Origin of the sequence: Chitinophaga sp. (genome assembly GCF_039596135.1) — a bacterium.
Taxonomy (GTDB): domain Bacteria; phylum Bacteroidota; class Bacteroidia; order Chitinophagales; family Chitinophagaceae; genus Chitinophaga.
In genome coordinates this window covers 78,833-92,349 of record NZ_JBCNKH010000009.1, presented here as the reverse complement: position 1 = coordinate 92,349, position 13,517 = coordinate 78,833, and the positions used below count along the sequence as shown (strand labels likewise).

The window sequence follows — 13,517 nt, the reverse complement described above, 5'->3', positions numbered from 1 at the left end:
AACTAATTTTTGTTTGTTATGGAAAAAAATACAATTACAGTATATATAGAAGGTCGGTCCTATCAGATTGTGATCAGTGTAAATGAGGCACGCCATGAAACCACCTATGAAGTAGTCACAAGTGGTAACATTCTGAAAGATTTCATGCCGGACAATATGGATTGGCAGGAAGATAGTATGGCATTGCCGGCAGAGAGAATCAGAATGGTGGAGAGTGAGCAGATCGCGCGAATTATCTGGACTGATATCCTGGATATGATGGAACGTTGATATGCCCCAGATAATGGATTGGAATGGCATCACAATTTGTGATGCCATTATTTTTATTAAAATAGTCTACATAAATAGTGGACTTTAAAATTCTGCGTTATATATTTGTACCACAACCCATGCGCCCACCAGGATTTCCCACCAAAAATCAGCATAGGTCGTAACCCAGGTAAGCAATCTTTACTGTAATAAATGTTCAAACACATACTGTATTGTTGTGTATTAATCATCGCATGTCATTCAGAAAACAAACCTGATCATTTTGGCTTTGGTCGTGCTGCTACGCAGCAGGAAATCGCTGCTGTACCTGCAGCTATACCACCTGATGGTACAGGATTGCCTCCGGGGCAAGGCACTGTTAGTGAAGGTAGTGTATGCTATGCGGCAAAGTGTGCCTCCTGCCATGGCAACACGGGTACTGAAGGCCCTTTCAATGTATTGGTAGCGCCTGATACTGCAAATGCCATTCCTTTTGATCAGACTGTATTCAGGGTAAAAGCCATTGGCAATTACTGGCCTTATGCTACTACTGTATTTGATTATATACGTCGCGCCATGCCTTTTAATGCACCAGGATCGTTAACAGACCAGGAAGTATACAGTATCACGGCCTGGTTATTATATAGAAATCAGCTGATTAATGAAAACTTTGTCATAAACGCGCACACACTGCCTACGGTCGTAATGCCAGCAAGGAGTAAATACGTTGTCAGTGATAATTGAACAGGCAGGATAAAAAATCATGAGTTATGCAGGAACAATTGAGTCGCAGGAAACTGCTTCTTGGCGGAGCCATGACCGCTGCGGTCGTATTGGTAAAATCTGCTTTTGGAAAAATGGTGCAGACAGGTATTCCTGCCAGCACGATGGATCCTACTAAAGTACAGGGACCGCTGCCAGGGCCGCTGGGCAGCCGTTCCCCTTTTGAGCAACCGCAACGGAAGTTTTCTTTGACTTCTTCACAAACACCCTTGCAGGATCTGTTTGGCACCATCACACCATCCGATCTGCACTTTGAAAGACATCATGCCGGTGTGCCTGCTATTGATCCCAATACATATGAACTCATGATCCATGGCATGGTTGAGCGGCCTACTATTTTTTCATTGCACGATCTGAAGCGGTTTCCCGCTGTGACAAGAACCTGTTTTATAGAATGCTCCGGCAACTTCAGAAAACCGGATAAAGAAACTATTACACCGCAGGAAATATGCGGACTCACCAGTCAGAGTGAGTGGACAGGCGTAATGCTCTCTACCATATTCCGCGAAGTAGGGATCGCTCCAAAAGCTACATGGTTCCTGGCGGAAGGTGGCGATGCTGCAATGATGACACGAAGCATTCCTGTGAGTAAGGGTTTGGACGATGCTATGATTGTTTATGCACAGAATGGGGAGGCCATCCGCCCGCAGCAAGGGTATCCGGCCAGGTTGCTGCTACCGGGGTGGGAAGGCAACACCAGTATCAAATGGCTGCGCCGCATAGAAGTAGCAGATGCTCCTTTCATGACAAGAGAAGAAACATCGAAATATACAGAGCCTGTAAAAGACGGTAAGATCCGCCAGTTCAGCTTTACCATGGATGCGCGGTCGGTGATCACCTATCCAGCTTATCCCGTACAGGTAGAAAAAGGATGGATAGAAATTCAGGGCATCGCATGGAGTGGGCATGGCAAAATAGCGAAAGTAGAAATCAGCACAGATGGGGGAAAACATTGGTACCCGGCCCGCTTACAGGAACCTGTATTCGATAAGGCACACACCCGTTTCCGTTACCTGTGGCAGTGGAACGGGCAGTCAACTGAAATCATGAGCCGTGCAATAGATGATACCGGTTATATACAACCTTTTCTCAAACAGATCATCGCCGACAGGGGTATCGGCACCGGCTACCACCTGAACCCCGTTACCTCCTGGCAGATAAGGAGGGACGGACAAGTATTGTATCAACCAGAAAAATGGATATAGTATGCTAAAATTTATTACTCATGCCTGCCTGCTTGTATTGCTGTATATACATGTGCAGGCTGCAGACATCACCATTAAAGGACGGGTGACGGACAATAACGGGCAGCAATTGCCGGGTGTAAGTGTACAGGTAACCGGCACAAAAAGAGGTGTGCTCACCCGTGCTGACGGCTCTTTTCAGCTAACGGTACCTGAGAATTCCACATTGCTTTTTACTTATTTAGGTTATCAGTCACAGCAGGTAAAAGCGACACAGGCATTATTGAATATAGTTCTTTTGCCTGATGATAAGAAACTCAGCGAAGTAGTAGTGATCGGCTACGGTACACAGGAAAGACGTAACCTTATTAGCAGTGTGGCGAGTATCAATGCCGCTGAAACCCGCCAGCTGCCGGTAGCCAGCTTCGATGCACAACTACAGGGCAAGGCCGCAGGATTACAAATAAATAGTAATACAGGCGTACCCGGTGATGGCGTGTTTGTAAGAGTGCGCGGTACTACCAGTATCAATGCCGGCAATGATCCACTGTATGTAATAGATGGGGTATTTGTAAACAATACCAGTTTGCAGACGGTGAGCACAGGTGGTCGCAATACCTCGCCCCTGGCAGATATCAACCCCGGTGATATTGAAAATGTGCAGGTACTGAAAGATGCCAGTGCAACTGCTATCTATGGTTCAAGGGGGGCAAATGGGGTCGTGATTGTAACCACTAAAAGGGGTAATTATAACCAACCTACCAAAGTAAGTGCGAACGTTTCTCATGGCTATGCAAAAGCACCTAAACTATGGGATCTCACCACTGGTCCTGAGCATGCCACACTGATCAATGAGTACTGGATCAATTCAGGTATAGACAATCCTGCACTCAATCAAACATATGCCAACCGCCCATTCCGCCCCGCATCAGAAGGCGGCCGGGGATTGCCGGAAGAGCAAAAGACATATGATCGCCTGCATAAATTATTTCGCACAGGAGAATTATCCAATTATGACATTGCTGTAAATGGTGGTGGCGATAAAACTAAGTTTTATCTCGGCGCAGGTTATTCCAAACAGGAAGCGGATATTAAACCTGTTTACTTTGAAAGAGCAAGTCTGAAACTGAATGTAGATCATCGCATCAGCGATAAGGTACAGGTGGGTGTAAGTAATGGTATCACCCGCTCCTATCGCAACCAGGCCCGTGCCGGCGACGGGCCGCAGGGTGGCTTGCTGCAATCTGCCTTGCATACCCCTACTTACCTGCCTGAGACAAATGCAGATGGCACTCCTGCACGCTGGGCAGGTTTTGATAACCTGCAGGTATTGCTGGATAATTATGATGTACATACAGTGAGCCTGCGCTACATCGGGAACCTGTATGTAGATGCCCAGTTATTGCCTGCTTTGAAATTCCGTTCCAGCTGGAGTGTGGATTATAATCATTACGATGAATCAGAATACTGGAATAACCTGACCCAGCTGGGAGCCTCTCCTACCAATGGCCTGGCTACATCGGCACTCACACAGAATAGTACCTGGATCAATGAGCAGACCCTGACTTATCAAAAACAATTGGGTCGAGGTCATAACCTCAGTGCACTGTTGGGGAATACTGTACAGAGTAATACACGCGCCAAAACATCTGCACAGGGAACTGGTTTTCCAAACAACAGTTATAAAGATATCTCTTCTGCTTCTACCCGCACATCTGAGCAAACATGGACAAAGTCTACACTGGCCTCCTTCTTTGCCAGGCTCGATTATAACTATGCAGGCAAATATTATGTAGAATTGAGTGCCCGTGCAGATGGATCTTCCCGCTTTGGTGCAAATAACCGCTGGGGCTATTTCCCTTCTGCAGGTGTATCATGGCGATTGAAGGAAGAGCAATTTTTGAAAGATGTACACTTTTTAAGTGACCTGAAACTCCGCGCCAGCTATGGCATCACGGGCAACTCCAATGGCATCGATGATTTTGCTGCCAAAGGATTATGGAGTGGCGCAGGAGGTTATCCTGACAATGAAAGCAGTGGCGATAAAGCCGCTACTGCGCCCAACCAGATTGCAAATGCTGACCTGCGCTGGGAAAAGACAAGACAGGTAAACATCGGGCTGGATGCCAGTGTGCTGGATGGACGTGTCAGCATTGAGCTGAACCTGTATCAGAAGAAAACGACGGATGTATTGTTAGAACTGCCCGTGGCCTCTATTTCCGGGTTTAGTACCTATTATTCCAATGCAGGCGAGATCAGTAATAAAGGCTATGAAGTAGCTATCCGTACTGATAATATTCATCGTAAAGATCTTACCTGGAATACGGCATTTACTATCTCAGGCAATGTAAACCGTGTGGATAAATTGCCGGTACCTATTACTCAATATAACCGTGACTGGATCAGGATGCAACAGGGATATTCTATGTATAGCTTCTGGATGTATAAACAGTTGTATGTAGATACCAAGACCGGTGCCGCTGTGTTTGAAGATGTGAATAAGGATGGAAGCATCACGGTGGCAGACAGGCAGATTGTAGGTAATGCCTTACCTAAGTTCTATGGCGGTATCTACAATAGCTTTACCTATAAAGGGTTTGACGCTGCTGTACAGTTTAATTTTCAGTATGGAAACAAGATTCTCAACCTGAACCGCTTCTTTGGTGAGGGTGGTGGTACCCGTGATGCAAACAGGGTATTATTTGCAAGTCAGCTGAAGCGCTGGCAAAAAGAGGGCGATGTGACAGACGTACCCCGCCTGACCAGCGTAGGTAACAACTATAAGCTGGAACAAAATAGCCGCTTTATCGAAAATGGCTCCTTCCTGCGGCTGCAATCACTGACCATTGGATATACTTTCAGGTTGAAAAAGATACATGCTTTGCGGGTATATGCATCTGGTACCAACCTCTGGCTGCTTACCAAATACACAGGACCTGACCCGGAAGCAAACGTTACTGCCACCCAGACGGTACAGGGCATTGACCTGGGAACACCACCACAACCACGTAGTTTCCAGTTTGGCCTGAACCTTACCTTATAAATTCAACATGATCATGAAACAAGCTATTTATATACTCTTAATATTATCGCTGGCTGCCTGCAAAAAGTTCCTGGATGTACAGCCACGCGATGCAGTATCTGATGAACAAACAATCGTAGACAAAGCCTCTGCGCAAACCGCTGTGAGAGGTATGTATCGCGCATTGGGCGATGATGATTACTATGGTTCACTCTTCCAGACCTTCGGTTATCTCTCTGGTGATAATATACAATGGACGGGCTCACAGGCAGTAATTCAGCAGTTCATTTCTCATACTGTTACAGCAGATAATGCAAATGTTGGCACCGTATGGTCCGGTATTTATGTAACCATTAACAGGGCTAACCAGGTTATTGACAAGATCCCCGGTATTGCAGATAGCTCCTTTGCTGCTGCAGATAGAAATACCCTGCTGGGTGAAGCTTATTTTGTAAGGGCCTTATCTTACTTTGACCTTGCCCGCACCTGGGGCGGGGTACAGCTGGTAACGAAACCTACGGTTACCATCAATGATACAAAAGGCATCAGGCGTAGTACGCTGGCAGATACCTATGCACAGGTATTTAGCGATCTGCATACGGCAGAATCATTACTGTCTGAAACAACCAATCGCTATCGCGCCACCCGCAAAACAGTATGGGCCTTACTATCCCGCTATTACCTCTACCAGCAAAAATGGGATTCTGCAGTCATCTATTCAACCAAACTGATAGGTGATGCGAGCAGCTATACATTGCTGAAGCCGTACGGCGCCTTCTTTGCAAACAATGTAGTCGCCACTGCAGAATCTATTTTTGAAATCTCCTACAGTGCTACGAACACCAATGGTCATCGTAACTACTGGCAGCCACCTGCAAATGGTGGTACACGGCAGTGGGCACCAAACGATGCACTGGTATCCTTACTCAATGCAGCAGGTAACAGAAACACGGCAATTGCTGTTACTAACCAGGGATTATGGTATGGCAACTTCTACTACCGTAGTCCGGCTACAGACCCTGCTTATATATTGAGAATAGCAGAACAGTACCTGATCCGTGCAGAGGCACGGGCACAGCTGAATGAACTGGAAGGTGCGCTGGCCGACCTGGATGCAGTGCGTGACAGGGCGGGGTTGAGTGCCAGTACCGCCACTTCGCAAAGCGATATCTTATTAGCAATAGAGAATGAACGCAGGCTGGAATTTGCATTTGAGCCCCATCGCTGGTACGACCTGGTACGTACTAACAGAGCCGGCGATGTACTGGGCGTAACAGATGCAAATCGCTATCTCCTGCCCATTCCGATTGCTGAATTAAATGCAGATGCTTCGTTGGAACAAAATCCTGGTTACAAATAAAACCATTTACTATGTCAGGTTATCAACGGATTTTATTCCGGTTCTTTTTCATCTATTTCGTCTTGCAGGCGGTGCCGTTTAATTTTAAATATTTTGAGCGGGTGCCTGCTGGCTTTGGCTTTCGATCGCTTTTTTATATCAGCAGGTATATGCCTGGTGATAGTTTTGCGACATGGGGAATTATAGCCATCATTGCATTGGCGGGTACTATCATCTGGTCATTGACAGAACGAAAAAATCAGTCTTATGAGCAATTGTATTACTGGTTGCGAGTGATACTGCGATATAGACTGGCAGCGGGTATTATCGCGTATGGATTACTGAAAGTATTTCCACAACAAATGCCTTTCCCATCCATTAGTCAGCTAAACACGCACTATGGCGATTTTACAGCGTGGAAGTTGTTCGCAATCAGTACAGGTATTGTACCTTCTATGGAATCCTTTCTGGGATTGGTAGAAACCACTGCGGGGCTGTTACTGTTAAGCCGGCGGACAGCGCCTATTGGTGCGGGGATTATATTGACTTTTACAGGAAATGTATTTCTTTCCAATCTCGCCTATGAAGGCGGTGAATATGTATATAGTTTATACCTGATCAGTATGGCTGTGTTTCTGATTGTATACGACCTGCAAAGAATTATATCATTAATATCTTTGCAGCAGCCTACTGCTCCGGATCCTGTAAAACCTCAGTATAAAAAGGCATGGCTTCGATACGCCGGTATAAGTTTAAAACTCCTGTTTATATTTTTCTTTGTAGGTGTGTATGGCATAACAGCCAATAAGACCCCTTATCAATATCCTTTGCAGGCTGGATTATCGGGTGCTGCCGGCATTTACAACGTAGATGCTTTTAAATATAAAGGCGCCACATTACCCTACTCATTGACAGATAGCATTCGCTGGAAAGACGTCGTTTTCGAAAACTGGGCTACACTCAGCGTAAGCAGCAATCAGACATTTGCCCCCGATCTGTCTAACACAGAAGAAATATACGACAATGATGCAGATAGAAACTTCGAATCTTCCGGCAATGCCGGCAGACGGTTCTATACTTATGTCAATGACACAGCAAAGCACATCTTATATCTTCAGAACAAAAATAATCACTACAAAGATGACCGGTTGCTGCTGCATTATGAACGCCCGGATAGTAATACCATTATCCTGTACAACGATTCATTGCACGTAGTGCTCAGTAAACTGAATAAGAAATACCCATTGATCATCGGTCGTCGTAAACCATTAAAGCTGTAATACTATGTGGAAAACATATGAGAAGGTGGCCTTCCGTATTGCATTTATCTTCTTTATACTGATCAGTATACCTTCGTCGTGGAGCTGGTACAGGAACCTGTTTACTACCAACTGGTTCCATCCGGGGTACAGGGATGTATACGATGTAGCCCGCTTTCAGCCTGACTTTATCAATATCAATACAGAGAGTGGACGATGGGGCATAGCTAGTTATGCCAGTTGGGGCATAGCTTTGGTAATTGCAATAATCGGTGCCATCATCTGGGGATTGATTGATAAAAAGCGCAGTGAATATAACTTACTGTATTACTGGCTGCGCGTGATAGTTCGTTATCGTGCGGGGATTGGTATTATCGGGTTCGGTTTTACCAAATTGTTCCCCGTACAAATGCCTTATCCTTCTATTTCTAACCTGGTCACAGACTTTGGTGATTTCACAGCACAAAAGATTTACTGGTTATCGATCGGTATAGTGCCCTGGTACCAGGTGTTTGCAGGCATTATAGAAGTAACGGCAGGGGTGTTGTTGTTCTTCAGGCGTACAGCTTCAATAGGTGCTGTATTGCTGGCAGGGGCGCTTGCAAATATTACGTTTGTGAACTTTGCTTATGATGGCGGAGTACATGTATACAGTGCTTACTTTGTGCTGCTGGCCTTGTTTGTACTGTGGTATGATGTGCCGTCTATTTATAAGCTGTTTGTATTGCAACAATATACTGTACCAGTGTATCACTACCCGGTATTTAAGCGGCAGTGGCAGCGCATTGCCCGTTGGACATTAAAATGGGGAGCGTTTTTTGTCTTTGTAATTGTGTTGTTTTACCTGCAATGGTGGAATTATCGGTATGATCCTTATAAGCAGCCGGTACACAAAGGATTGGCTGGTACAAGAGGGTTGTACAATGTAACGGAGTTCAGGTTGAATAATGAAGTGATCCCTTATTCTCCTAAAGATTCTCTCCGCTGGTCGCAGGTCACTTTCGAAAAATGGTCTACTATTACCTACCAGGTGAATAAAGCCGTGCAACTGGACTTAAGTAACGGTGGCGGCTCGCCTAAAGAAGATATAGACCGCAATTTTGAACTGGCAGGTGTGGCTGGCAGAAGAAGGTTCTTTTATTACGAGGCGGATACGACAAATGGAACATTGACATTGAGAGATAAGAACAGAAGTGCATTGAGAAAAGGCAGCACAGATCGCCCCAATACCAAAAAGGAGAAAGATCCGCCACTGGTATGGCATTATGAACAACCTGCTCCCGGGCGTATTATTCTCTATGGTCTGAACGATCACAAAGACTCCATTTACGTAATTTTGGATAAGGTAGATAAAAGATTTACATTGTCTGAAAGTACCATCGAAGCAGGGCAATATTAATAATAGTATGAACAAACCAGCATATGATGCAATCGTAGTAGGTGCAGGTCCCAACGGCCTGGCGGCAGCCATTACCCTGCAGCAGCAGGGCATACAGGTATTGCTGCTGGAAGGAAAGGATACCATTGGTGGTGGTCTCCGCTCCAAAGAACTCACCTTGCCTGGTTTTGTACATGACGTATGCTCTGCTATTCATCCTTTAGCAGCAGGATCTCCATTTTTCCGTACCCTGCCACTGGCAGATTATGGGTTGAAGTTCCTGCAACCGGAAGTAGCCGCAGCACATCCATTTGACGATGGCAGTGCAGCTGTGTTAAACCGATCATTGGATGAAACAGCCAAAGGATTAGGAATAGACGAAAATAAATATCATCAACTCATGGACCCGGTAGTCAGGGATTGGCCGGCACTGGCACCTGCATTACTGGGTCCATTGAAGTTTCCAAAGCATCCCGGCGCCATGGTGCGCTTTGGGCTGAATGCATTATTACCAGCTAAAACCTTAGCGAACAGGTTTCAGAGAAAAACTGCCCGTGGCTTATTTGCAGGTATGGCGGCACATGCTATACAACCATTGACGAACCTCACTACGTCGGCTATTGGAATGGTCTTACTCGCCAACGGTCACCTGCAAGGATGGCCTGCACCACAAGGTGGTTCACAGGCAATCGCCAATGCACTGGCTGCTTATTTCGAATCAATAGGTGGCGAGATCCAGGTGAATACCTATGTTCGTTCACTGAACGATTTACCGCCTGCCCGCGCTATACTACTGGACGTAACCCCCAAACAGCTGCTGGAAATAGCTGGCGATAAAATAAAAGGTTTTTACAAATATCAATTGCAACACTACCGCTACGGTATGGGGGTGTTCAAAATAGACTGGGCGTTGAAAGGCCCTATTCCCTTTACCAACGAACATTGTCGCAAAGCAGGTACCCTGCACTTAGGTAATACGCTGGAAGAGATCACAGCCAATGAACAACTCACTTCCCAGGGGCACCATCCTGACAAACCTTTTGTGCTGTTGGCTCAGCAAAGCATCTTCGATCATACCCGTGCACCTGAAGGTAAACATACTGCCTGGGCATATTGCCACGTACCACATGGTTCTACTGTAGACATGACTGCGCATATCGAAAACCAGGTAGAGCGCTTTGCGCCCGGTTTCCACGACCTGATCATTGGCAGGCATACCATGAACACCCGGCAAATGGAGCACTACAATCCCAACTATATCGGTGGCGATATCAACGGTGGTATATTAGATATTACCCAGCTATACACAAGACCTGCTATCAGGTTATCTCCCTATAGCACATCGGCCAAAGGTATTTATGTTTGTTCCTCTGCAACTCCCCCCGGTGGCGGCGTACACGGCATGTGTGGCTACCATGCTGCAAAGAAAGCCCTGAAAGATATCTTTAAAATCCATTAACAATCCGTTTGAAATCCATTGACAGGTTGGTAACCGACCTGTGCTTATTTTTATATAGAATCGTGTTGACCTGCCGCTGTAGACCAAAATCAAAATCCACATTACCAAAACGCATAACGCCCATTATGATGACCCGTACTTTTACAAAGCTATCTTTGTACGCTGTATGCCTGTGCAGTAGTCTTGGCACCCTTGCCCAGACAAACCTTACCGCCAATGGTGGTACCGTCACAGTACAGTATAACAACGACAACGCAAAGGAAAATTATCAGAACATCACTGACAATGATGTTAACACCAAGTACTACACTGCCCATACAGACATCTGGGTACAGTACCAGTCTGCCTATTCAGCCATTTTGAGTCAATACTCCATTACTTCCGCCAACGATGCTGCCACAAGAGACCCGAAAGATTGGGTACTCTCCGGCTCCAACGACGGCAGTAACTGGGTCACGCTGGATAGTCAGACCACACAGACATTTGCGGCACGGTACCAGACGAACACTTACACCGTATCTGGCGCTGCCGCCTACCTGTATTTTCGTCTTCACATAACCGCCAGTGGTGGCGCAGGAGCTATCCAGTTTTCAGAATGGAAACTCGCAGGATCTGCTGCAGGTCCTGCTGCGCCAACTCAGCTCACCGCCAGCATTGCTGCTTATAATGCACACCTGGGCTGGACGGATAATGCTACAGATGAAACAGGGTTTATTATTTCCAGTTCTATTGATGGTGTCACTTTCAATACGCTGGATACTGTGCCCGCCAATGTACACCACTATACTGATAGCGGACTGAGTGTGGCCACGGCTTACATATATCATGTAAGGGCCGTGAATGCTACAGGCGTATCTGCTATCGCAAAGTCAGGTGTAGTAAGAACCGCCACAGCGCCCCATGCAACAGATCTGACTGATTATGTAAATGGCATCGTATCAGATCAGTATAATACTACCGGCGTGGAAGGTATTGCCAAAGCGACTGACAATAGCATCTATACCAAGTACCTCGCCTACCATCCTACTACCTGGGTCGTATATCACCTGGCTCAGGCTGGTATTGCTACACAGTATGCCATTACATCCGGCAATGATGCGGAAGGCAGAGACCCCAAAGACTGGTTGTTCGAAGGTTCTAACGACAGTACTACGTGGGTAACACTGCATAGTGAAACAAACCAGGTATTTACAGGCAGACAAAAAAAGAGAACCTTTGTATTCTCTAACACGACCTCTTATAAATATTACCGCTTAAACATCACAGCGAATAACGGAGATGATCTGATCCAGTTTTCAGAGCTGGAAATCTATGGTACCGGTAGTGGTACATTCCCTACAGGTGCACCTGCAGCGCCTTCAGACTTAGTTGCCACAAGCGTTTCAGGCAACCAGATTATACTGGACTGGTCAGACAATGCAACGACTGAAACCAGTTATCGCTTGGAGCGATCTACAGATAGCAGCAACTGGGATTTTTCAAAAGTATTGAATGCAAATTCAACCCATTTCTATTCACTGGAATTGTCTCCGCTCACTGCCTACTACTATCGCGTAAGAGCAGAAAACAGCGATGGTAATTCTGAATGGGTATATGTGGGCGATACTACACTGACAAGCACACCACCTGCTACCTGGAAGGAGCATTGGTTTGAGCACAGAGAATTACTGTCATTGGTCTACAGCAATAGCAGCATCAATATGTATTATGATAGTGCAGTGCCCCGCACAGTGACCTGGATGAATGATGACATGACAAAGGTGTGGGATTATGTAAAATCAAATTACGGCACCTTTAGCGATCCAAAAGTAAATATGGTGTATCACAGTGTGAGTGGTTTCTCCGGCGGCCATCCGGCTACTGTATTTGATGACTCACACGATTATCGCAATGTGGCTGATCTGGGTGGTGACTGGACCACAAGAAGCGATTGGAACCTTGGTGCATCTATACACGAGATCGGGCATATTGTAGAAGGAGGTAGCAAAGGTGTAAAAAATTCACCTGCATTTGCCATCTGGCATGATAGCAAATGGATGGAAATATTCATCTATGATGTGGAAAAACGTTTGGGCTGGAATGACGATGCAGCGGGCACTTACAGTGATGTAATTGGCAATGTTGAAAACTATCCCAAGCCAGGTACACATTGGTTCAGAGACTGGTTCTATCCTATTTATTCCCGTTCTGATTCCAGTGCTGCACTGAACAGGTACTTTACATTATTGTCTGAATATTTTCCACAGCATAATGGCGAGTATACCAGGGACCTGAACCTGGGTGAGTTTGTACATTTCTGGAGTGGTGCAGTAAAATATAGCCTGAAAAAGCAGGCGGATACAGCCTTTAAGTGGGACGATGAACTGGAAATGCAGTTTAAGCAGGCACAGATCGATTTTCCATTTACCTATCCTGACGAACCGGTAGTACCTGATACCACCACTATCGATACGGTAAAAGTACCGGGTTGCCATGTATGGCCAAATCCTGCATCAGGGTATGTAAATGTATCGCTGCCAGGCAAGGTAGCGAAGTATGTAGTATCATTATATGGTATTAATGGTGTGAAGCATATTTCGCGCATCGCGCAGGGGAATAGCATCACCCTGAATGTAAACAGCTTACCTACTGGGCTATATATTCTGATAATAGCTGATGAACGCCAGCGAACAATAAGCAGACAAAAAATCATTGTAAATAATTCAAAACATTAAGCTGGCTGCAGGCCGCACTCCCCCACCCGCAAAAAAAAAATGCTTCTACCGAAGGTAGAAGCATTTTTTTTGCCATATAAATAGTACTTCCTCCCCTCCTACACGACATCCCTCCTGAAAAACCATTTTT

The 13,517-nt window shown here is 45.8% G+C and carries 9 protein-coding genes; all 9 read left to right on the top strand.

Annotated elements, in window-relative coordinates; genetic code table 11:
- Nucleotides 1–18 precede the first annotated feature (18 nt).
- Nucleotides 19–270, top strand: a complete 252-nt coding sequence (locus ABDW16_RS08885; protein WP_343669137.1) for a hypothetical protein — start codon at nucleotides 19–21, stop codon at nucleotides 268–270.
- A 192-nt stretch (nucleotides 271–462) separates the two neighbouring features.
- Nucleotides 463–993 carry a cytochrome c gene (locus tag ABDW16_RS08880; RefSeq protein WP_343669136.1) on the top strand — a complete coding sequence of 177 codons (531 nt, stop codon included), beginning with the start codon at nucleotides 463–465 and terminating at the stop codon, nucleotides 991–993.
- A 26-nt stretch (nucleotides 994–1,019) separates the two neighbouring features.
- On the top strand, nucleotides 1,020–2,237 hold the full coding sequence (gene soxC, locus ABDW16_RS08875; protein WP_343669135.1) for a sulfite dehydrogenase: 1,218 nt from the start codon (nucleotides 1,020–1,022) through the stop codon (nucleotides 2,235–2,237).
- Between the two features lies 1 nt (nucleotide 2,238).
- Nucleotides 2,239–5,259 (top strand): TonB-dependent receptor, encoded by a 3,021-nt coding sequence (locus tag ABDW16_RS08870; RefSeq protein WP_343669134.1) that lies wholly within the window; start codon nucleotides 2,239–2,241, stop codon nucleotides 5,257–5,259.
- A 13-nt stretch (nucleotides 5,260–5,272) separates the two neighbouring features.
- Entirely contained in the window at nucleotides 5,273–6,598 is a 1,326-nt protein-coding gene (locus ABDW16_RS08865) for a RagB/SusD family nutrient uptake outer membrane protein (RefSeq protein WP_343669133.1), read from the top strand.
- Nucleotides 6,599–6,609: 11 nt separating this feature from the next.
- Entirely contained in the window at nucleotides 6,610–7,857 is a 1,248-nt protein-coding gene (locus ABDW16_RS08860) for a DoxX family protein (protein WP_343669131.1), read from the top strand.
- 4 nt (nucleotides 7,858–7,861) lie between these two features.
- The gene (locus tag ABDW16_RS08855; protein WP_343669129.1) at nucleotides 7,862–9,235 is read left to right on the top strand and encodes a hypothetical protein; all 1,374 of its coding nucleotides are present in this window, start codon (nucleotides 7,862–7,864) and stop codon (nucleotides 9,233–9,235) included.
- Nucleotides 9,236–9,242: 7 nt separating this feature from the next.
- Entirely contained in the window at nucleotides 9,243–10,673 is a 1,431-nt protein-coding gene (locus tag ABDW16_RS08850; protein ID WP_343669128.1) for an NAD(P)/FAD-dependent oxidoreductase, read from the top strand.
- Between the two features lie 125 nt (nucleotides 10,674–10,798).
- Nucleotides 10,799–13,387 carry a T9SS type A sorting domain-containing protein gene (locus ABDW16_RS08845; protein ID WP_343669127.1) on the top strand — a complete coding sequence of 863 codons (2,589 nt, stop codon included), beginning with the start codon at nucleotides 10,799–10,801 and terminating at the stop codon, nucleotides 13,385–13,387.
- The last annotated feature ends 130 nt before the right edge of the window (nucleotides 13,388–13,517 follow it).

Excerpts from the sequence above, each read along its gene's own strand:
- ABDW16_RS08885 (WP_343669137.1), top strand. The coding sequence starts at position 19 with ATGGAAAAAAATACAATTACAGTATATATAGAAGGTCGGTCCTATCAG.
- ABDW16_RS08880 (WP_343669136.1), top strand. The coding sequence starts at position 463 with ATGTTCAAACACATACTGTATTGTTGTGTATTAATCATCGCATGTCAT.
- soxC (WP_343669135.1), top strand. The coding sequence starts at position 1,020 with ATGCAGGAACAATTGAGTCGCAGGAAACTGCTTCTTGGCGGAGCCATG.
- ABDW16_RS08870 (WP_343669134.1), top strand. The coding sequence starts at position 2,239 with ATGCTAAAATTTATTACTCATGCCTGCCTGCTTGTATTGCTGTATATA.
- ABDW16_RS08865 (WP_343669133.1), top strand. The coding sequence starts at position 5,273 with ATGAAACAAGCTATTTATATACTCTTAATATTATCGCTGGCTGCCTGC.
- ABDW16_RS08860 (WP_343669131.1), top strand. The coding sequence starts at position 6,610 with ATGTCAGGTTATCAACGGATTTTATTCCGGTTCTTTTTCATCTATTTC.
- ABDW16_RS08855 (WP_343669129.1), top strand. The coding sequence starts at position 7,862 with ATGTGGAAAACATATGAGAAGGTGGCCTTCCGTATTGCATTTATCTTC.
- ABDW16_RS08850 (WP_343669128.1), top strand. The coding sequence starts at position 9,243 with ATGAACAAACCAGCATATGATGCAATCGTAGTAGGTGCAGGTCCCAAC.
- ABDW16_RS08845 (WP_343669127.1), top strand. The coding sequence starts at position 10,799 with ATGATGACCCGTACTTTTACAAAGCTATCTTTGTACGCTGTATGCCTG.